This is a genomic window from Spirilliplanes yamanashiensis, from assembly GCF_016863475.1.
Classification (GTDB): domain Bacteria; phylum Actinomycetota; class Actinomycetes; order Mycobacteriales; family Micromonosporaceae; genus Spirilliplanes; species Spirilliplanes yamanashiensis.
On the sequence record NZ_BOOY01000037.1, the window covers coordinates 49,634 to 69,989 of the forward strand.

A 20,356-nucleotide genomic window follows, 5' to 3' on the forward strand; every position below is an offset into this window, starting at 1 on the left:
GGTTACGGTGCCCGCATGCCCGTCGCGGTCGTCACCGACTCCACCGCGTACCTCCCCGCTGAGCTGCGCGGCTCCCTCACCGTCGTCCCGCTGACCGTCGTCGTCAACGGGGTCGAGGGCGTCGAGGGCGTCGACATCGCCCCGGCGGAGGTCGCGCGGGCACTCGACGCGCGCCGCGTCGCCGTCAGCACCTCCCGCCCCGCCCCCGAGACGTTCGTCGCGGCGTACCGCCGCCTGCTCGACGCGGGCGCCGACGCGGTCGTCTCCGTCCACCTCTCCGCGAAGCTGTCCGGCACCGTCGACGCCGCCCGCCTCGCCGCCCAGGAGGTCGGCCCCCAGGTCACCGTCGTCGACGCCGGCTTCGCCGGCATGGGCCTCGGCTTCCCCGCCCTCGCCGCCGGCGCGGCCGCCGCCGCGGGCGCCACGCAGGCCGACGTCGCCGCCGTCGCCGTCACCACCGCGGCCCGCATCAGCAGCCTCTTCTACGTCGACACCCTGGAGTTCCTGCGCCGCGGCGGCCGCATCAACGCCGCGTCCGCCCTGCTCGGCACCGCCCTGTCCGTCAAGCCCATCCTCGGCGTCACCGACGGCGAGATCGTCATCCGCGACCGCGTCCGCACGTCGTCCCGCGCCCTGGCCCGCCTCGTCGACCTGGCGGTCACGGCGGCCGGCGACGGCGACGCCGACATCGCCGTCCACCACCTGGGGTCTCCGGACCGGGCCGCGGCCCTGGCGACCGCTGTGGGCGACCGGCTGGGGGAGCGGCTGCGGGACTGCTACGTCACGGAGATCGGGGCGGTGGTGGCGGCCCATGTCGGGCCGGGCTTCGCGTGCCTGGTGGTCCACCGCCGGCCCTGAGGCCTCCCGCGCTCTGCCGTCCTCAGCCGGCCGTCACCGATGCCCCAGCACCGCCGTCGCCTCCAGCTCGTCGTCGGTCACGACCTCCGCCCGCAACCCGTTCCGCCGCAGCGCCTCCGTCGCCGCCCCCACCTGCGACTCCGCGCACTCCGACAGCACCACCCCACCCGGCGCCAGCCACACCGACGCCTCCCACGCCACCCGCCGGAACACGTCCAGCCCGTCCTCCCCGCCGTCCAGCGCCACCTCGGGCTCGAACTCCCGCGCCTCCGCCGGCATCAACGGCAGATGCCGCGTCGGCACGTAGGGCACGTTGGCCAGCAACACCCCGACCCGCCCCCGCACCGCCGCCGGCAACGCCGCGAACAGGTCACCCTCGTACACCTCGCCGATCCCCGCGAGGTTCTCCCGCGCGCACGCCACGGCCCGCGGCTCCAGGTCGGCGGCCACCAACACCACCGCCGGTACGCGCCGCCGCACCGCCAGCCCCACCGCCCCCGACCCACAGCACAGATCCACCACTAGCCCACCCGCTTCGGCGTACGGGACGGCCGCCTCCACCAGCACCCGCGTCCGCGGCCGCGGCACGAACACCCCCGGCCGCACCGTCACCCGCACCCCGCAGAAGTCCGCCCAACCGATGACCTGCTCCAGCGGCTCCCCGACGACCCGCCGCCCGGTGAGCTCCCGCAGCCGCTGGTCGTCACCGGCGGCGGCCTCGCACAGCACGGCCAGCTCGTCCTCCGCGAAGACACAGCCGGCGGCACGCAGGGCTCGAAGGGCTTCGTCGCGAACGGCGAGGGAGTGGGACATGGTTCCGCAGCCTACGGGCGCTGCGTCGCGCCCTTAGCACGGTGGCCTGGGTGTTCAGGCCGTTGTCCACAGCGGATGGTTGTCCACAGGCTTGGAAGCGGGGTGGGGTGCCGCGGCCCTACGGTCGCCGCCGTGGGTTCACGAAGCAGCCGCAGCGAGGAACAGGTCCGCCAACGCCTGTGGTCGGTCCTCGGCGATGAGCGGCCCGACCATGCCGTCCCGGCGTCCGCCCTTTCTGCGTCAACGGCCGCCCCTTCTGCCTTGGCGTCCGCCCCTCCCGTCCTGGCGTCCGCCCCTCCCGTCCTGGAGTCCGCCCCTCCTGTCTTGGCTTCCGCCTCATCCGGCTCTGCATCCGCCTCATCTCGCTCCGCGTCCGGCCTGCCTGCGCCGGTGTCCGGTCCGGCGTGGGCCGACGGCCCGGACTGGTCCGGCCCCACGGAGGAACCGACCGTCGCCTGGCTGTCCTCCCTCGCCGCGCCACCAGGACCGCCGTCAGCAGTGGCTTCCCGCTCGAGACGACCGCCCACCGACGTCGTGCCCTCGCCGTCGATCGCAGAGCCGGCACCCGCAGACCCCCGGTCCTCGCTGCCCATCGCCGGGCGCCCGCCCGCCGACCTACCGCCCTCGGCGCGGTGGTCATCCACCTCCGCTGCCGTGCCCACGCCCTATGCCTCAACCGACAGCTCGGCCACCCAGCCACCTCACACCGCCGACGCGTCAGCCTGGCCGTGGGAGACACCCGACGACCCCGACCAGCCCAACCCGCCGCCCACCACCACCCCGGAACGACCGGTCACCTCCCACCGGCACCGGCCCATCGCCCACCCGGAGTTCCCAACCACCGCCCACCCGGAGCCTCCGACCACCGCCGACCTCGACCCGCTCGCCGCCCGACCCGGCGCCGGCGCCTTCTCGCCGGTCCCCGGCCGGCTGGCCGGGCTGACCGCCTTCGACCCGGGCCGCCGCGGCGTGAAGGCCCTCGCGGCCGTGGCCGCGGTCGTCGTCCTGGTCGCCGCCTTCCTGGCCTGGCGCGCCCGCCCGGACACCGAGCCGGTCCCGCCCCCACCACCGGCCGCCGCCGTCGACACACCCGCCGCGCCCGTTACGACCCCGGCCGCCGAGGTGGTCGTGGCGGTGGCGGGCAAGGTCCGCAAGCCGGGCCTGGTCCGCCTGCCGCCGGGCTCCCGGGTCGCGGACGCGATCGCTGCCGCGGGCGGGCCGACCCCCGGCGTGGACATCTCCCTGCTCAACCCCGCCCGCAAGGTCGTCGACGGTGAACTCATCGCCGTCGGCATCACGCCGCCCCCGGGCGTGGCCGCCGGCCCGGCCCCGGGCGGTGGCGCCCCGGCTGCGGGCGGCCTCGTCAACCTGAACTCCGCGACCCAGGCCGACCTGGAAACCCTGCCCGGCGTCGGACCGGTGCTGGCCAAGCGCATCCTCGCCCACCGCGACCAGAAGGGCGGCTTCCGCGCGGTGTCGGACCTGCGCTCGGTCGACGGCATCGGCGATTCCCGGTACGAGCAACTCAAGGACCTGGTGACGGTGTGACATCTCGACCGCTCCCGCCACCCCTACCGCGTTCCTCCTCGGCCTCGCTGGCACCGCCATCGCAGTTGTCGGCTTCGCCGTCACCAGGCCCCGCGCTGCCGGGCTCTGCGTCCGCGGGCTCTGCCTCTCTGGGCTCTGCGTCCGTGGGCTCAACCGTCTCGGGTCCTCCGCCCTCGGCTCTTCCGGACCTGCGTCTCGTGGGCTTCGCGGTCGGCTGCTGGCTGTCCGCCCTCGCGGCCCTCTTCCTGACCGCACCGATCGGCTTCGCGGTGAGCGCCGTAGCCGCCCTGGCCGCCGCTGCGCTGTGGCGATTCGGCACAACCATCCATCTTGGACGTATGTCGCCCGAAGTCCGCGCGGCGTTGCGCTGGGCCGTTCTCGCCCTGCTCTTGGGCGTCGTCTGCGGCAGTGTCGCCACCGCCGCCCGCGTGGTCGCCCGCGACGCCGAACCGCTCGCCGGTCTGGTCCGCGCAGGCTCCACTGTGGACCTGGATGCCACCGTCCGCGACGACCCGCGAGCCCTGCGCGGGACACCGGGCCGATCACCGTCGTACCTGATCGCGGTCGACATCAAGGCAGTCCGTGCCGCCGAGGGCCCGAACGGCACGCCGGCCGGAGCGCGCGTCGACGTCCGCGGCATCGTGCTCGGCAGCGATCCCGCATGGCGCGGACTGCTGCCCGGCCAGCGGTTCACCGTCCACGGCCGGCTGCTCGAACCGCGCGGCGGCGACCTCACCGCAGCGGTCCTCAGCGCCCGCGACGCACCCTTCCTGCACGGCGACGCCGGGTGGGCGCAGCGGGCGGCGGGCGCCCTGCGGGCCGGGCTGCAGAAGGCGTGCGAGCCGCTGCGCGACGACGCCGGCGGGCTGTTGCCCGGACTCGTCGTCGGTGACACGAGCCGGTTGCTGCCCGCCGTCGAGGACGATTTCCGGGCGACGGGCATGACGCATCTGAACGCCGTGTCGGGCGCGAACGTGGCGATCGTGCTGGGCGTGGTGCTGTTCGCGGTGCGGTGGACGCGCGCCGGGCCGGTTCTCACGGCGGTCGTCTGCGCGGCCGCCCTGGTCGGGTTCGTCGTGCTGGCGCGGCCGTCGCCCAGTGTGGTGCGGGCGGCGGCGATGGGTGCCATCGGCCTGCTCGCCCTCGCGTCGGGGCGCAGCCGGGCGGCGCTGCCCGCCCTGGCGACCGGCGTGGCCGTGCTGGTGTTTCTCGACCCGGAGTTGGCCGCCGACCCCGGCTTCGCGCTGTCCGTGCTCGCCACGTCGGGGCTGCTCCTGCTCGCGCCCCGCTGGCGGGACGCGCTGAAGCGGCACCGCGTCCCGGGCGGCGTCGCGGAGGCGATCGCGGTCCCGGCCGCCGCGCAGCTGGCGTGCGCGCCGGTGGTGGCGGGGCTGTCGGGGACGATCAGCATCGTGTCGGTGCCGGCGAATCTGCTGGCCGTGCCCGCCATCGCGCCCGCCACCCTGCTGGGCATCGCCGCGGCCGTGCTGTCGCCGGTGTGGCCGGGCGGCGCCGAGTTCGCGGCGTGGCTCGGGCACTGGCCGGCGGTATGGCTGGTGACGATCGCCCGGTACGGGGCGCAGGTGCCCGCCGGCGCCGTCCCGTGGCCGAGTGGCGTCACCGGGGCCCTGCTGCTGGGCGCGATCACCGTCGCGTTGCTCGTGGCGGCCCGGCGGCTGATCGTCCGGCGGCTCGTCGCGGTGCTCGCCCTGGGTGGCGTGCTGGGCGCCCTGCCGGTCCGCATCGCCGCGCCGGGGTGGCCGCCGGAGGGGTGGCTGGCGGTCGCGTGCTCGGTCGGCCAGGGCGACGCGATCGTGCTGCCCGCGGGCCACGGCCGGGCGGTCGTGGTGGACGCCGGGCCCGACCCGTCCCCGGTGGACCGCTGCCTGCACCGCCTCGGCGTCCGCCAGGTGGTCCTGCTGGTGGTGAGCCACTTCCACCTCGACCACGTCGGCGGCGTCACCGGCGTGCTGCGCGGCCGCAGCGTCGCGGCGATCGTCACCCCGCGGATCGCCGAGCCGGCCGGCGGCCACTCCCTCGTGGCCGCCGCGGCCCCGGGCACGCCGATGCACGCGGTGCCGGCGGGCTGGTCGTACACGGTCGGCGACCTGACCCTCACCGTCATCGGCCCGCCGGAACCGCTGACGGGCACCCGGTCCGACCCCAACAACAACTCGCTCGTCGTACGCGCCACGGTCGGCGACCGCACGATCCTGCTGCCCGGTGACGCCGAGGTCGAGGAGCAACGCGCGATGCTCGACCGCCTCGGCGCGGCGGGCGTGCGCGCCGACGTCCTGAAGGTCGCGCATCACGGCAGCGCCTATCAGGACCCGGAGTTCCTGGACGCCGTCCGGCCGACGGTCGCCCTGGTCTCGGCCGGGGTGGGCAACGACTACGGCCACCCCAACCCGGCGCTGCTGGACCGCCTGACCACCCGCGGCGCCCGCGTCCTGCGCACGGACACGTCGGGCGACGTCGCGGCCGTCCGCACGGCGTCCGGCCTGGCGGTGGCGGTCCGCGGCCCGGACCCGGCGATCAGGGCGGCAGGGCCATGAGCCCCCGGTACGACGGTGCCGGACGCCGGGCCCTCACCTTGACAACGGGTCTCCGGCCGCCAATCGTGAAGGCGCCGAGATCATCCGTGCCGGTCGATGCGGGGGTCGCGCACCGTTCACCTCGGCGACCGCCTCATGCTCACCGCGCGTTGGCGCGGCCGCCGTACCGTACGCCCGTTCCCCGAGCTGAGCGAAGGTGCAGAATGCTTGTCACGCGTACCCGAGGGGTCGCCGCCGCCGTGGTCGCGGCGGCGCTGGTTGCGACGATCGGGCCGGCCGTGCCGGCGGGGGCCGCGGCTCCGGCGCTGGTCGGCGACCCGGTGCCGTACGTCGATCCGTTCATCGGGTCGAGCCGGGGCGGGAACACGTGGCCGGGGGCGGCGCGGCCGTTCGGGATGATCGCCTGGAGCCCGACCACCACCAACGGCGACCAGACCAACACCCCCGGATCGAACGGGTACGAGTACGGCGCGTCGCGGGTGCGAGGGTTCAGCCTGACGCACGTCAACGGGGCCGGCTGCCACCCGGGCGCGGCGGGTGACGTGCCGATCATGCCGTTCGCGGGAGCGATGACCACGTCGCCGAGCGCGGACTCCACGGATGCGGTGTACGCGAGCGGGTTCTCGCACGCGAACGAGTCCGCCGGCCCGGGGCGTTACGCGGTGACGCTGGACAGCGGGGCGCGGACCGACCTGGCGGTGAGCACGCGGGCGGGCATCGGCGACTTCACGTTCCCGGCGGACCGGCCGGCGAACCTGCTGTTCCGCACGTCGAACTCGCTCAACGGCAGCGAGGACGCCGAGATCACGATCGACCCGGCGACGCGTACCGTGACCGGCTCGGTGCTCACGGGCGGGTTCTGCGCGCGGCGCGGCAACGGCGGCGGGGACGCCAACCCGAACCGGCGGTCGTACTACCGGCTGTTCTTCAGCGCGGTGTTCGATCGCGACTTCGCGTCCACGGGCACGTGGAAGGACGCCACGATCACGCCGGGCAGCACGACGGCGACCGGCGGCGAGGGGTACCTGACCGGGGCGGCGCGGGCCGGGCGCGGGTCGGGCGGCTGGGTCGGGTTCGACCCGGCGTCCGACCGGGACGTGCGGGTGCGGATCGGCATCTCCTACGTGGATCTTGCCGGTGCGGTGCGCAACCGCGACACGGAGATCCCGGCCGGCGCCACGGTCGACGCGGTGGCGGCCCAGGCGCGCGACGAGTGGCGCGGCGAGCTGAACCGGATCCGGGTCGGCGGCGGCAGCCAGGCCCGGCGCACCGCGTTCTACACGGGCATCTACCACGCGTTGCTGCAGCCGCAGACGGTCAGCGACGTCGACGGGCGCTACCTCGGCGCCGACATGGCCGTGCACACGATCACGCGGACGCAGAACGCGCAGCTCGGCACGTTCTCCGGCTGGGACCAGTACCGGGCGCAGATCCAGCTGCTCGCGCTGCTGCGGCCCGACGTCGCCGGTGACATGGCGCAGTCGATGCTGGCGTTCGCCGAGCAGAACAAGGGCATCTGGGACCGCTGGCTGCACCTGGGTGCCCCCACCCACGTCATGACGGGCGACCCGGCGGCGCCGACGCTCGCCACGTTCGCGGCGATGGGCGTCACGAACTTCGACACCAGGGCCGCGTTCGCGTCGCTGTACCGGCAGGCCACCGTGCAGAACGCGGAGGCGCTCGACACCCGCGGCTGCCCCGGCCAGTGCGTCGCACAGCGCGCCGCCCTCGAGCAGTACCTGGCGCTGAAGTACGCCCCGCAGGACCGGTGCGCGTGCTGGGGTGGCGCCGCCGAGACGCTCGAGAACTCCCTCGCCGACCACTCGCTCGCCATGTGGGCGCGGCGGCTCGGCGACGACGCGGCCGCCGCGGCGATGCTGGAGCGGGCGAACTACTGGCGCAACACGTTCAACCCGGCGGCCACCGCCTTCGGCGGGTACCAGCAGGCGCGCAACGCCGACGGCAGCTGGGTCGGCGGGTTCACGCCGGCCACCGACCGGGGGTTCGCGCAGGGGTCCAGCGCCACGTACACGTGGATGGTCCCGCAGGACGTCGGCGGGCTCGGCGAGCTGATGGGCGGCGGGCACGTCGCGGTGGAGCGGCTCGACCGGTTCTTCCGCGACGAGAACGGCAACTGGGCCGTCGGCGGCGGCAGCGCGGTGCGCTACGACCCGACGAACGAACCGGGCATCCACGTGCCGTGGATGTACAACGGGCTGGGCCAGCCGTTCAAGACCCAGGAGGTGGTGCGGCGCATCGTCGACACCGTCTACGGAGTCGGCCCGGCCGGCCTGCCCGGCAACGACGACCTCGGCACCATGTCCGCCTGGTACGTGTTCGCCGCGATGGGCGTGTTCCCGCAGACGCCGGGCCGCGCCGAGCTGCTCGTCGCCGCGCCCGTCTTCCCGCGCATCGAGATCCGCCGCAGCAACGGCGTCCGGCTGTACATCAACGCCGATGCGAACGGCGGAGCGGCCGGCGAGACGGACCCGTTCGTGCAGAAACTGGAGCTTGGCGGCGCGGCGCGCACCCAGTCGTGGCTGCCGGAGTCGTTCGTGCGCAAGGGTGGGGTGGCGACGTTCACGCTCGGGGCGCGGCCGCGCATCGGATGGGCCACCGAGCCGGGTGACCTGCCCCGCGACCACGTGACGCGCTGACCGCGAACGGCAGTCCGAGCCGCCGCTCACGCGCGCCTGGGTTGCCGGCCCGGGCGGCTGGGCCGCGTTTGGGTCGCCCTCCGCGCGGTGCCCGGACCGTGGCCGGACGCAGTGCGGGCGGTGCCCGGAATGTGCCCCGGGCCGCCGTCCGCGTGTGCTCGGACCCCGCCGATCCGCGCCCCGCAGGGCCGGTCGGCAGGCCGCGGTGTGGTGTCGGGACCGTCCAGTACGGGCGGTGGGGGCATGTCGGATCACTGATATGTCGGGTTTCGCATTCCGTGATCGGTCCGCGACGCGAACGGGTGAGCACCACGGTCCCGGCCGTGCCTCGTGCGACGATGTGCGACGTGAGCACCCCACCCCCCGCGTTGCTGCTCGTCCAGGGTGACGAGGAATTCCTGGCCGGCCGTGCGATCAACCAGGCGGTGGAGTCGGCCAGAGCGGCCGCGCCCGACGCCGACGTGCGCGAGTACGAGGCCGGTTCGCTCGCCGCCGGTGAGGTCGCCGAGATGCTCAGCCCCTCGCTGTTCGGCGGGCGGCGGGTGCTGGTGCTGCGCGCCGGGCAGGACGCCCGCAAGGACCTGGTCACGGCCCTGCTCGCGTACGCGAAGAATCCCGACCCGGACGTGCTGCTCATCGTCGGGCACGCGGGCGGCGCCAAGGGCAAGGCGTTCGCGGACGGGCTGAAGAGTGCCGGCGCGACCGTCGTGCCCGCGATGAAGTTGAAGGGGCACCGCGACCGCGTCGCGTTCGTGCGTGACGAGTTCCGCCGGGCCGGCGGCCGGGGTGACGAGGCGGCCGCCGAGGCGCTGCTCGCCGCCGTCGGCAACGACCTGCGCGAGCTGTCCGCGGCGTGTTCGCAGCTCATCGCCGACACCGACGGCACGATCACCGCCGCCACCGTGTCCCGCTACTACCGCGGCCGCGCCGAGGTCAGCGGGTTCACCGTCGCCGACGCCGCGATGGTCGGCGACGTGCCCGGCGCCCTCGAAGCCTTGCGCTGGGCGTTGCACGTCGGTGTCGACCCGGTGCCCATCGCCGACGCCCTCGCCGACGGCGTGCGCACCGTCGCCCGCGTCGCGTCCGCCGGGCGGGGCAGCGCGTACCAGCTGGCCAGCACCCTCGGCATGCCCGCCTGGAAGATCGAGCGCGCGCAGCGGCAGGCCCGCGGCTGGCAGGCCGACGGCCTCGTCGACGCGATGCAGGCTGCCGCCGAGTGCAACGCCGCCGTCAAGGGCGGCTCCGACGACCGCGGCTACGCCCTCGAGCGCGCCGTCACCGCCGTCGCCGCCGCCCGCCGCTCGGGCGGCGCCCGATGAGCGTCCGGTCCCGCCGCGCCGGCATCCCGCGCGAACAGGCCCGCCTGCGCCCGCTGTACGCGCGCATCCTCGGTCTGCAGTTCCTGAACCCCAGCGGGTTCCTGTGCTTCGTGTACTTCGAGGGCGCGATCGCGCTCGGCATCCTGCTCGCCCTCGCCGAGCTGGTCAGCTGGTGGGGCGTGCTGGTCCTGCCGCTGACCGTCGCCGCGATGGTCAAGCTCAACGACGTCGTCGCGGGGGCACTCACCCCGACCGCCGGTGCGGCCCTGTCCGGGGTACGCGCGGGCGTCAGCGCCTCCGGCGCCGGCCTGGTGGTCCGCCCCGCGACCACCCGCCGCATCCCCGCCGGCCGGTCGGCGACGGCCCCGGCGACCGCGTCGGCGAAAGCTGCCGGAGCCGCCAGCTCGGTGGGCTCGACGGCTTCGGCGGCTTCGGCGGGCTCGGCCCGGGGGGTGTCCGGCGCGGGCCGCGCGGCTGCCACGCCGCCTGCCACCGCTGGTTCCCACGCGGCTCCGGCCCCCGAGCCGGGCACCGGCTGGGACCGCACCCCCGTTGCGCCCACCTCCGGCGGTGCGTGGGGTGGTGCGGCCGCTGCGCCCACGTCGGGGGGCGCGTGGGGCGCCGCGCCCACCTCCGGGAGCGCGTGGGGCGGCACGACCGCCGCACCGACGTCCGGCGGCGGGTGGAGCAAGACCCCAGCCGCGCCGACCTCCGGGGGCGGGTGGGGCGACACGCCTGCTGCGCCGACATCCGGGGGCGGGTGGAGCGGATCCACGTCGGATGGTGGCTGGAGCGGTCCGGCCACCGGACCTACGACGGGCGCCGGGTGGGGCGGCACCGCCGCCGACCCGACCTCGGGTGGCGGCTACGGCGCGCACCCGGGCAGCTCGCCGGGCGCGGGTGTCCGGGGGGACGGTGCCGGCTTCGAAGGGCGCGCCGCGGTCCCGCCCGTGGCCCCGACCAGCGGCGGCGCGGCCGCTCCGCACGGCTTCCCCGACGCGCCCGACGACCCGCGCGTCTTCGGCGTGCCCACCGACGAACAGTCGGCGGCCCGGCCGGGCGCGCGTACCCTGTGGCCGACCTCGGGCACCGGCCCGCACGGCGAGAACGACGCGCCGCTCAACACCCCGCCGGCCGCCCGCACCCGCGCCGACCACGGCGACCAGGTCGACAACCCGCAGCAGTGGGCCCGCCAGAGCGGCAGCCGGCGCTACCAGTAGCGCCACCGCCCAACCAGCGCGCCTACGGCCTGGCTGGCGCGTCACGGCCCGACTGGCCCGCCACGGCCTGGCTCACGCGCTCACGGCCCGACCAGCGCGCCCACGGCCCTGGCTCCCGCCCACCGCCCGATCAACGCCGACCGCCCGACAGGCCGTCACCGCCACAGGGCGGCGGGCACAGGCCCGCTCACCACCCGACTCCGGCGCGAACACAGGCCCGGGGGAAGGGCTCAACCCGGGGGAGCCGGAAACAGCGACGGGCGCCGCCGGCCAGGAAGGCCGGCAGCGCCCGTCGAAACGTCGCTGGCCGCGGTGACGCGGGCAGGTGACTCAGGCAGACAGCGAGCTGAGCTGCTTGGCGATGGCCGACTTGCGGTTCGCCGCCTGGTTCTTGTGGATGACGCCCTTGCTGGCCGCCTTGTCGAGCTGGCGGGAAGCGGTGCGCATCAGGGTGGCCGCTGCGTCGCTGTCACCGGCGGCGGTCGCCTCGTGGAACTTGCGGATCACCGTCTTGAGCGACGACTTCACCGACTTGTTGCGCAGCCGAGCCTTCTCGTTCTGCCGATTGCGCTTGATCTGAGACTTGATGTTCGCCACGCGAAGGCCTCGTCCTCATGGGTCTGGGTTGATTGCTTCGGCGCAGGCGACGAAGCACGTTGCCACACGCGATGAGCCAGACTACCAGCCCCTCTCGCACCCACCAAAACGCCTCAGGACCACCCCCGCCGGGCGGCCAGCCAGGCGAGGGCCTGTTCGCCGCTGAATGCCTGGTGGGCGCGGTGCGCGGACGGCGGCGGGTCGCCGGCGCGGACCAGCCAGTGGCCCGCCAGGGCGGCCAGTGCGGCGTCGAGCGCGTCCGGCGGGGCGCCGGCGGCGGTCGGGTGGGCCGCGAACAGGGTGTCGGCGTCCAGGCCGCTCGCGTGGGCCGTCACGAGCAGCGTCGCCGTGTCGAACCACACCGGGCCGCGGCACGGCCACGTCCAGTCGCAGAGCCAGGCCCGGCCGGCGCCGTCGAGCACCAGGTTGTCGAGCCGCAGGTCGCCGTGGAGCACACCCGTTTCCGGGTACGACCACAGCAGCCGTTCCAGCCCTGCCAGCTCGCCGACGCGCGCGGCGTGCGGCGCGCACGACGGCGGCAGCGGCTCGTGGCCGGCGGCGATCTCCGTCCACCACGACAGGTCGTCGCGGGCCAGGTCGGCCAGGGCGGGCAGGCCCACCGCGGCCAGGGCCGGGGGCGGGTCGCGCAGCAGGTCCGCCGCGGTGGCCCAGGCCGCGAGGGCGGCCGCCAGGTCCGCCGGCCGCCACGGCAGGCGGGGTACGGCGCCGTCGAGCGCGTCGAAGCACAGCACGGTGTGGTCCGCCACGCCGGCCGCCCAGCGCAGGCGGGGCGCGGGCACACCGGTGGGGAGTGCGGCGTTGATGGCTGCCTCGCGGGCGTACCACCGCTCCTGACCGGCCTTGACGAAGACCCGCTCGCCCGCGGCGGTGGTGAGCACCGCGGCGAAGCCCGGGGTGAAGCCCCCGCCGGCGACGTCGGCGGCCGTGACCGGCGCGCCCAGCCGCCGCTCGACGGCCGCGCGCACCGGCGGCGGCAGGTCCGGCCAGGCCGGGCGGGTGGCGGTGGCGCCGTAGGGCGGGAACACGCGACCAGTCTGCCCGCGCCGCCGGGGGAATGTCGGTGGTGGCTGGCAGACTTCGGCGGCATGAGGACGGAGGAGTTCTGGGCGATCGTCGACCGGGCCCGGGCCGGGGCGTCACAGCCCGCGGTGGTGGCGCAGCGGGCCGTCGACGAGCTGGCCGCGCGCGACCCCGGCGAGATCGTCGCGTGGGGCCGGCACCTCGACAAGGTGATGGCGGCGTCGTACGCGGAAGACCTGTGGGCCGCCGCCTACCTGATCAACGGGGGCTGCTCCGACGACGACTACGACCACTTCCGCGGCTGGCTCGTGGCCCACGGCCGCGACGTGTTCGCCCGCGCCGTCCGCCAGCCCGACTCCCTGGCCGACCTCCCGGCGGTGCGCGCGGCGGTCGACTCGGGGGCGGAGTTCGCGGGGCAGGAGGTCCTGGCCGTCGCGGCCGACGCCTACCGCGCCGCCACCGGCGAGGACCTGCCGCCGGGGGAGCCGCCGGGGCCCCGGCCCAGCCAGGACGACTTCTGGGACTTCGACAACGAGGACGAGATGCACCGGCGGCTGCCCCGCCTGGCCGCGCTGTTCCTGGAGCCGCCGGAGGAGTGAGCCGCGGGGCGGGAACGGGGTCGCGGGGGTGGCGGCGCTTCCGGCAGGCTGGCGGCATGCCTGATCTCGACGCCGCCGCCGGGCCTACCGCCGTGCCTGCCGCTGGGACCGCCGCCGTTGCTTCCGGCCTCCCGTCCGCCGGCCTGCCGTCCGCCGGCCTGCCGCCCGCAGGCACCATCGGCGAGGCGGTCGCCGAGCCTGGCGTCGAGCCCGGCGTCGCGTTCACCGGGCCGGCCGTGGTCGTGGCCGTCTGCCGGGACGGGGAGCACCGGTTCAGCAAGGCCGTCGCCGACGAGATCACGCTGCTCGCCGGGCTCGGTGTCGAGGGCGACGCCCACCTCGGCCGCACCGTGCAGCACCGCAGCCGGGTCGCCGCCGACCCCACCCAGCCCAACCTGCGCCAGGTGCACCTGCTGCACGCCGAACTGTTCGACGAGCTGCGCACCAAGGGCTTCGACGTCGCCGCCGGCCAGCTGGGCGAAAACGTCACCACCCGCGGCATCGACCTGCACGGACTGCCGCGCGGCACGGTCCTGCGCCTCGGCCCGGACGCCGTCGTCGAGATCACCGGCCTGCGCAACCCGTGCCTGCAGATCGAACAGTTCCGCAGCGGCCTGCTCAAGGAGGTCGTGGGACGGGCGGACGACGGCGCGGTGATCCGCAGGGGCGGGATCATGGGGGTGGTCCGGTCCGGCGGCCGCATCCGGCCGGGCGACCCGATCGTCGTCGACCTGCCGCCGGAGCCGCACGAGCCGCTCGACCGCGTCTGACCGGCCCGCCGGTCGCGGCAGGCATTGCCGCCGCTCGCGGCCCGCTGCCCGCGGTAGGCCGCCGCGGGCGTTCGCAGGGACGGCCGCCCCGGTGCGGTGAGCGGTTGCGGGCGGAGTCGCGTACCCGCTGGATCGAGGCCGCGGAATCGCGGCCCGGCGGCATGGGACCATAGGGGTCGGCCCGCGTGCAGCGCGGGCCGACGACAGCCGCAACCCGACCAGAACGGACGACCGTGCCTGCAACGCCCGCGAGCGCGAACGCCCCCGGTTCGACCGACCCCGGTCGCATCCGGAACTTCTGCATCATCGCCCACATCGACCACGGCAAGTCGACGCTGGCCGACCGGATGCTCCAGCTGACCGGGGTGGTCGACGCGCGGCAGATGCGCGCGCAGTACCTCGACCGCATGGACATCGAGCGCGAGCGCGGCATCACGATCAAGTCGCAGGCCGTGCGGATGCCGTGGGTGGTGCGGGACGGCGACGGCGCCGGTGAGTCCGCGGTGCTCAACATGATCGACACGCCGGGGCACGTCGACTTCACGTACGAGGTGTCGCGCAGCCTCGCCGCGTGCGAGGGCGCGGTGCTGCTCGTCGACGCGGCGCAGGGGATCGAGGCGCAGACGCTCGCCAACCTGTACCTGGCGATGGAGAACAATCTGCACGTCATCCCCGTGCTCAACAAGATCGACCTGCCGGCGGCGCAGCCGGAGAAGTACGCGGCGGAGCTGGCCAGCCTCATCGGCTGCGATCCGGGCGATGTGCTGAAGGTGTCCGGCAAGACCGGTGAGGGCGTGCCGCACCTGCTGGACGAGATCGTGCGGCAGTTCGCGCCGCCCGTGGGTGAGGCGGACGCCCCGGCGCGCGCCATGATCTTCGACTCCGTGTACGACGTGTACCGGGGCGTCGTCACGTACGTCCGGGTGATCGACGGCAAGATCACCGCGCGGGACCGGATCAAGATGATGTCCACCGGCGCCGTGCACGAGCTGCTGGAGATCGGCGTCGTGTCGCCCGAGATGGAGAAGTCGGCGGCCCTGTCCGTGGGCGAGGTCGGCTACCTCATCACCGGGGTGAAGGACGTCCGGCAGTCGCGGGTCGGTGACACCGTCACCGGCAACTCGCGGCCGGCGACGACGCCGCTCGGCGGGTACGCCGACCCCAAACCGATGGTCTACTCCGGGCTCTACCCGATCGACGGCTCCGACTACCCGGCGCTGCGCGACGCCCTCGACAAGCTGCAGCTCAACGACGCCTCGCTCACGTACGAGCCGGAGACGTCGGCCGCGCTGGGCTTCGGGTTCCGGTGCGGCTTCCTCGGCCTGCTGCACCTGGAGATCATCGGCGAGCGGCTGGAACGCGAGTTCGGCCTCGACCTCATCTCGACCGCCCCGAACGTGGTCTACCGGGTCCGCACCGAGGACGGCTCCGAGACCATCGTCACGAACCCGAGCGAGTTCCCCAACGGCAAGATCGCCGAGATCCAGGAACCCGTGGTCAAGGCCACCGTGCTCACCCCGAACGACTACGTCGGCGCGGTCATGGAGCTGTGCCAGAGCCGCCGCGGGCAGCTGCTCGGCATGGAGTACCTGTCCACCGAACGGGTGGAGCTGCGCTACACGCTGCCCCTCGCCGAGATCATCTTCGACTTCTTCGACCAGCTGAAGTCGCGCACCAAGGGCTACGCGTCGCTGGACTACGAGCCCTCCGGCGAGCAGGCCAACGAGCTGGTGAAGGTCGACATCCTGCTGCACGGCGAGCCCGTCGACGCGTTCAGCGCCATCGTGCACAAGGACAAGGCGTACGCGTACGGCACGTCCATCGCCGCGAAGCTGCAGAAGCTCATCCCGCGGCAGCAGTTCGAGGTGCCGATCCAGGCCGCGATCGGCTCGCGCATCATCGCCCGCGAGACGATCCGCGCCATCCGCAAGGACGTCCTGGCGAAGTGCTACGGCGGTGACATCAGCCGCAAGCGCAAGCTGCTGGAGAAGCAGAAGGAAGGCAAGAAGCGCATGAAGATGGTGGGCCGGGTCGAGGTGCCGCAGGAGGCGTTCATCGCCGCCCTGTCGACGTCCGACTCCGCCGACACCAAGGGGGCAGCCAAAAAATAGATCGGTTTGGGCTTCGCGGGGGGCGGGAACTCTGGGGTCACGGACGCAACAAGAACGACTCCCCCTGGAGGAACACCGTGAGTGCCACCGGCATCATCACCGCTCTCATCATCGGTCTCATCATCGGTGCGCTCGGCCGCCTCGTGGTCCCGGGCAAGCAGAACATCCCGATCTGGCTGACCATGCTCATCGGTGTGGCCGCCGCCCTGCTGGGCACCGTGCTGGCCAACGCCCTCGGCGTGAACAACACCCGCGGTGTCGACTGGGTCGAGCTGCTGTTCCAGGTGGTCCTCGCGGCCATCGGTGTGGCTCTGGTCGCGGGCATCGGCAGCCGCCGCAGCGTCGGCCGCCGGTACTGATCACCAGCACCACGCAGTAACCCTTTGGGCCGCGGGCCCGGACCGACACGGTCCGGGCCCGCGGTCTGTTTGTGGGTCCGGTCGTGGCCGTCGGGTTCGGGAATGCCGGCGGCGAAGAAACGCGCCGGCTGCGGGCCCGGACCTGACTTGCTGCGCCAGGGCTGACCGCTCGCACTGGACGCGGCCGGGAGGCGGAGATGGCGGCCTGGACACCCGCTTCTCGGCCGGCGCGTTCGCGGCCCGAGGTCTGTCTTGCGGCTGGCCTGTTGGGCATGACTTGCTGGGCCGCCGCGCTTGCGGGCCCGCTGGATCGCCTCGGGCATCCGCCCGGCGGCGCGTCAGCGGGCGTCGCCGAAGACCGTTGCCACCACCCGGGCCGACGCCTCGCCCGCGACCGGTGACCACCGCCCCGTCGGCGCGTGCCACTCCAGGTCGGCGTAGCGGACGCGTTCCACCCCGTTCTCGGCGGCGTGCGACACGAGCCAGTGCGCGTAGCGCCAGCCCGCGCGGGCGTTCGCCGCGTCCACCCCCACCGCGGCCCCGTCGGGGGAGAGGTCGAGTTTGCCCCAGTCGAGGCGCAGTTCCTCGCTCAGCGCCGCCACCGCGGCCGCGCCGCGGCGCGCCGGCTCGCGCGTGACCGTGCACGCCACCGCGCCGGTCGCCTTGCCGTTGAGGGCGCGGGCCAGCACCGCGGCCTCGTCGGCCCACTTCTCGTACGCCTCCGGGTACGCCGACCGCTGCACCTTCTGCGCGGCGTCCGTGACGCGCATGTCGCGCCAGCCCTTGACCTTCTTCAGCGACGCGTAGAACTTGCCCGCGGCGGTGCGCGGGTCCTGCAGTTCCTCGGGGGTGCCCCAGCCCTGGCTGGGCCGCTGCTGGAACAGCCCGACCGAGTCCCGGTCGCCGTTCGGCAGGTTCTCCAGGCCCGATTCCTGGAACGCGGTGGCGAGCGCGACGACGATGCCCTGTTCCGGCATCTTCCGGCGGATGCCGACGGCGGTGATGGTGGCGGCGTTGGCCATCTGCTCGGCGTCGAGGGTGACCTGCCCGTCGGCACGCACCGTGCAGGCTCGGCCGATGAGCGGCAACTGCAGCGGCAGCCCGGAGTTCCAGTTCTGCACCGCCACGACCAGCCCGACGACCCCGGCGAGCACGACGACGGCAACGATCGCGACGATCGACCGTCCCTTACCCACCGTCACCCCCAGCGGTAGCCCCGTCCGAGCGTACTTCCCCCGCGCCCGGCACCCAGGCGGCGTCGCGCCGCTCACGGCGGGCCGCCATCCCCTCGCGCGCCTCCGCCGACGTGAAGTACCGCACCGAGATCTCCGCCAGTTCGGCCAGGTCGTCGCGCACGGAGGTCGGCGCCACCCGGTGCAGGACCTGCTTGGTGCCCGCGAGGGCTTCCGGCCCGCCGCGGCACAGTGCGTCGGTGTACGCGGACACCGCCGCGTCCAGCGCCTCACCGGGCACAGCCGCGCTGACCAGGCCGACGGCGGCCGCCCGCCGCCCGTCGAAGACGTCACCGGTCAGGTACAGCTCGGCGGCGGCCCGCGGCTGCAACCGCCGCAGCACCGTCGCGCTGATCACCGCCGGCACCACCCCCAGCCGCACCTCGGTGAACGCGAACGTCGCCTCCTCGCTGCACACGGCGATGTCGGCCGCCGCGACGATGCCCAGCCCACCGGCCCGCGCCGCCCCGCCGACCCGCACCAGCACCGGCTTGGGGCACTCCCACAGGTCGGCGACGAGGTCGGCGAGCGCCTGGGCGGGCAGCACGCCCCCGCCGCCGGCGGCGACCGCGGCGGTCTCCTTCAGGTCGACCCCGGAACAGAACACGTCACCGGTGTGCGACAGCACGATCACCCGCACGGCCGGATCGGCGACGGCGCCGCGCACGGCCTCGGCGATGGCGCCGATCATGGCGGTCGACAGGGCGTTCCGGTTGGCCGGATGGTCCAGGACGACGGTGGTGACACCGCGCTCGGTGACGGTGTGGATCACGTTCCCGGCCGCGCTCATGCGAGCACCTTAATGGACCCCCGCCACCCAAAACACCACTTCAAGTCCGACATATACCCCCACCGACCTGCGCGAAAACGCTCCGACCAGCAAGCGCCACAGGCAGACCCACGCGGAACGCCGTGGGTGATGGGCGAGAAATCGGGGCGACCGCCGAGGAACGGGTCAGCGGGCGGCGGCCGGGGGCGTGTGAGCGGGCGACGGCCGGGATGGGTCGGCGGGCGGCGGCCGGGGAAGGGTGAGCGGGCGACGGTCGGGGATGGCCGGCGGCGAGGAACGCGAGTGGGGTCGGCGCCGCGGTATGCCGGGGCCCAATCCCGTAGCCGGCGATGCACTGAAGGCGGCGCGGCTCTGCGAGCCGGCAGGCTCAGCGAGGCGGGGGAAGTGAGGCCGCGGGTGGACCGGCGGCGAGGCGCAGACAAGGCGAGAGGTGACGAAGCGGGCGGCGACCCGCCGGCCGCAAGCAAAGGGCGAACCGAAGAAATCCCGAACCGGAACCACCCATCAAAGGCGACCGACGGCAGGTTTCGGGGTGGGGTGACCACGGAGGGATCAAGCCTGACCGCCCGGAGTGGGTCACCCCACCCCGAAACCCCCACCGCGACCACCAACAAGGAAAAGACCGAGAGCACACTGGAGAACGTGCCCGGACCCCAACCAGAAGGCGACCCCGTCCCGACCGACGGCGCCCTACCCCCCGAAGCCCTGGAGAACGTGGGAGCGAACGGCTTCGGCGTCTACGTCCACGTCCCCTTCTGCGCCTCCCGCTGCGGTTACTGCGACTTCAACACCTACACCGCCACGGAGCTCGGCGGCGGGGCTAGCCGGGACGCCTACGCGGAGACGGTGCTGCGGGAGATGGACCTGGCGGCGAAGGTGGTCCCGGGCCGGCCGGTGGAGACGGTGTTCGTGGGGGGCGGGACGCCGACGTTGCTGTCGGCGCGGGATCTCGGGCGCATTCTCGACGGCATCGACCGCACGTGGGGGCTGGCCCCGGGCGCGGAGGTGACGACGGAGGCGAACCCGGAGTCGGTGACGGTGGAGAGTCTGGCGGCTCTGCGGTCGGCGGGGTTCACGCGGATCTCGCTGGGGATGCAGAGCGTGGCGCCCGGCGTACTCCAGATCTTGGAGCGGGTCCACGGGCCGGGGCGGGCGGTGGCGGCGGCGCGGGAGGCGCGCGCGGCCGGGTTCGAGCATGTGAATCTCGATCTCATCTACGGGACGCCGGGGGAGTCGGCGGACGACTTCGCGCGGTCGTTGGACGCCGTGCTGGCGGCCGGGGTCGATCATGTGAGCGCGTACGCGCTGATCGTCGAGGACGGCACGCGGCTGGCGGCGCGGATGCGGCGCGGCGAGCTGCCGTTCCCGGACGACGACGTGGCCGCGGACCGCTACCTGGCCGCGGAGGCCGCGCTGTCCGCGGCGGGTTTCTCCTGGTACGAGGTGAGCAACTGGGCGTCGTCGCCGCAGGGGCGGTGCCGGCACAACCTGTTGTACTGGACGGGCGCCGACTGGTGGGGGTTCGGGCCGGGCGCGCACAGCCACGTCGGCGGGGTGCGGTGGTGGAACGTGAAGCATCCGTCGGCGTACGCGGCGCGGCTGGCCGACGGGGTGTCGCCGGGGGCGGGGCGCGAGGTGCTGTCGGCGGAGGATCGCCGGGTCGAGGACGTGATGTTGCGGGTGCGGCTGGCCGAGGGGCTGCCGCTGGGTGTGCTGGACGCGGCGGGGCGGGCGGCCGCGGCGCGGATGGCGGGCGACGGGCTGGTGGAGCTGGCCGGCGACCGGCTGGTGCTGACGTTGCGGGGGCGGTTGCTGGCCGACGCCGTGGTGCGGGACCTGCTGCCCTGAGTGTGCGCGGCGGGCGGGCCCGGGCTGCCGGGCCCGCCC

16 protein-coding genes are annotated in these 20,356 nt (G+C 74.7%); 11 read left to right on the plus strand and 5 right to left on the minus strand.

The features are described from left to right. Positions 1-15: 15 nt before the first annotated feature. On the plus strand, positions 16-858 hold the full coding sequence (locus Sya03_RS26835) for a DegV family protein (protein ID WP_203941210.1): 843 nt from the start codon (positions 16-18) through the stop codon (positions 856-858). A 33-nt stretch (positions 859-891) separates the two neighbouring features. Here the strand turns inward: Sya03_RS26835 and Sya03_RS26840 are convergent, their stop codons facing one another. Next, a complete protein-coding gene (locus Sya03_RS26840) occupies positions 892-1,671 on the minus strand; it encodes a putative protein N(5)-glutamine methyltransferase (RefSeq protein WP_203941211.1) in 780 nt (259 codons plus the stop codon). Between the two features lie 816 nt (positions 1,672-2,487). Between Sya03_RS26840 and Sya03_RS31360 the strand changes: the two genes are divergently transcribed. From Sya03_RS31360 to Sya03_RS31920, 5 genes are all read left to right on the plus strand, one after another. After that, the gene (locus Sya03_RS31360) at positions 2,488-3,219 is read left to right on the plus strand and encodes a ComEA family DNA-binding protein (protein WP_370872148.1); all 732 of its coding nucleotides are present in this window, start codon (positions 2,488-2,490) and stop codon (positions 3,217-3,219) included. A 338-nt stretch (positions 3,220-3,557) separates the two neighbouring features. Further along, positions 3,558-5,774: a ComEC/Rec2 family competence protein gene (locus Sya03_RS26850; protein WP_370871989.1), complete on the plus strand. Its 2,217-nt coding sequence runs from the start codon at positions 3,558-3,560 to the stop codon at positions 5,772-5,774. Between the two features lie 203 nt (positions 5,775-5,977). Next, positions 5,978-8,431, plus strand: coding sequence for a GH92 family glycosyl hydrolase (locus Sya03_RS26855; RefSeq protein ID WP_203941213.1), 2,454 nt, complete (start codon positions 5,978-5,980; stop codon positions 8,429-8,431). A 338-nt stretch (positions 8,432-8,769) separates the two neighbouring features. Further along, positions 8,770-9,750 (plus strand): DNA polymerase III subunit delta, encoded by a 981-nt coding sequence (gene holA / locus Sya03_RS26860; protein ID WP_203941225.1) that lies wholly within the window; start codon positions 8,770-8,772, stop codon positions 9,748-9,750. Then, entirely contained in the window at positions 9,747-10,970 is a 1,224-nt protein-coding gene (locus tag Sya03_RS31920; RefSeq protein ID WP_370871990.1) for a hypothetical protein, read from the plus strand. The genes holA and Sya03_RS31920 overlap by 4 nt, the downstream gene beginning before the upstream one ends. A gap of 330 nt (positions 10,971-11,300) precedes the next feature. On the opposite strand, the gene rpsT is transcribed toward Sya03_RS31920, so the two are convergent. Continuing rightward, positions 11,301-11,567, minus strand: coding sequence for a 30S ribosomal protein S20 (gene rpsT / locus Sya03_RS26870; RefSeq protein WP_203941214.1), 267 nt, complete (start codon positions 11,565-11,567; stop codon positions 11,301-11,303). Positions 11,568-11,680: 113 nt separating this feature from the next. Then, positions 11,681-12,613 (minus strand): phosphotransferase family protein, encoded by a 933-nt coding sequence (locus tag Sya03_RS26875; protein WP_203941215.1) that lies wholly within the window; start codon positions 12,611-12,613, stop codon positions 11,681-11,683. A 60-nt stretch (positions 12,614-12,673) separates the two neighbouring features. On the opposite strand from Sya03_RS26875, the gene Sya03_RS26880 reads away from it, so the two are divergent. From Sya03_RS26880 to Sya03_RS26895, 4 genes are all read left to right on the plus strand, one after another. Next, complete coding sequence (locus tag Sya03_RS26880) at positions 12,674-13,207, plus strand: DUF4240 domain-containing protein (RefSeq protein WP_203941216.1); 534 nt, start codon at positions 12,674-12,676, stop codon at positions 13,205-13,207. 56 nt (positions 13,208-13,263) lie between these two features. Further along, entirely contained in the window at positions 13,264-13,977 is a 714-nt protein-coding gene (locus tag Sya03_RS26885; RefSeq protein WP_239107881.1) for an MOSC domain-containing protein, read from the plus strand. A 233-nt stretch (positions 13,978-14,210) separates the two neighbouring features. Beyond that, positions 14,211-16,088 carry a translation elongation factor 4 gene (gene lepA / locus Sya03_RS26890; protein WP_203941217.1) on the plus strand — a complete coding sequence of 626 codons (1,878 nt, stop codon included), beginning with the start codon at positions 14,211-14,213 and terminating at the stop codon, positions 16,086-16,088. 77 nt (positions 16,089-16,165) lie between these two features. Further along, positions 16,166-16,447 (plus strand): GlsB/YeaQ/YmgE family stress response membrane protein, encoded by a 282-nt coding sequence (locus tag Sya03_RS26895; RefSeq protein ID WP_203941218.1) that lies wholly within the window; start codon positions 16,166-16,168, stop codon positions 16,445-16,447. A gap of 338 nt (positions 16,448-16,785) precedes the next feature. Here the strand turns inward: Sya03_RS26895 and Sya03_RS26900 are convergent, their stop codons facing one another. Beyond that, positions 16,786-17,643 carry a hypothetical protein gene (locus tag Sya03_RS26900; protein WP_370871991.1) on the minus strand — a complete coding sequence of 286 codons (858 nt, stop codon included), beginning with the start codon at positions 17,641-17,643 and terminating at the stop codon, positions 16,786-16,788. After that, positions 17,636-18,469, minus strand: a complete 834-nt coding sequence (locus Sya03_RS26905) for an enoyl-CoA hydratase-related protein (protein ID WP_203941220.1) — start codon at positions 18,467-18,469, stop codon at positions 17,636-17,638. Before Sya03_RS26905 ends, Sya03_RS26900 begins: the two co-directional genes overlap by 8 nt. A gap of 642 nt (positions 18,470-19,111) precedes the next feature. Here Sya03_RS26905 and hemW point away from each other — a divergent pair. Beyond that, entirely contained in the window at positions 19,112-20,317 is a 1,206-nt protein-coding gene (gene hemW / locus Sya03_RS26910; RefSeq protein WP_239107882.1) for a radical SAM family heme chaperone HemW, read from the plus strand. Positions 20,318-20,356 lie beyond the last annotated feature (39 nt).

Coding starts and splice junctions, on each gene's coding strand:
- Sya03_RS26835 (WP_203941210.1), top strand. CDS start 16: ATGCCCGTCGCGGTCGTCACCGACTCCACCGCGTACCTCCCCGCTGAG.
- Sya03_RS26840 (WP_203941211.1), bottom strand. CDS start 1,671: ATGTCCCACTCCCTCGCCGTTCGCGACGAAGCCCTTCGAGCCCTGCGT.
- Sya03_RS26850 (WP_370871989.1), top strand. CDS start 3,558: ATGTCGCCCGAAGTCCGCGCGGCGTTGCGCTGGGCCGTTCTCGCCCTG.
- Sya03_RS26855 (WP_203941213.1), top strand. CDS start 5,978: ATGCTTGTCACGCGTACCCGAGGGGTCGCCGCCGCCGTGGTCGCGGCG.
- holA (WP_203941225.1), top strand. CDS start 8,770: ATGTGCGACGTGAGCACCCCACCCCCCGCGTTGCTGCTCGTCCAGGGT.
- Sya03_RS31920 (WP_370871990.1), top strand. CDS start 9,747: ATGAGCGTCCGGTCCCGCCGCGCCGGCATCCCGCGCGAACAGGCCCGC.
- Sya03_RS26880 (WP_203941216.1), top strand. CDS start 12,674: ATGAGGACGGAGGAGTTCTGGGCGATCGTCGACCGGGCCCGGGCCGGG.
- Sya03_RS26885 (WP_239107881.1), top strand. CDS start 13,264: ATGCCTGATCTCGACGCCGCCGCCGGGCCTACCGCCGTGCCTGCCGCT.
- Sya03_RS26905 (WP_203941220.1), bottom strand. CDS start 18,469: ATGAGCGCGGCCGGGAACGTGATCCACACCGTCACCGAGCGCGGTGTC.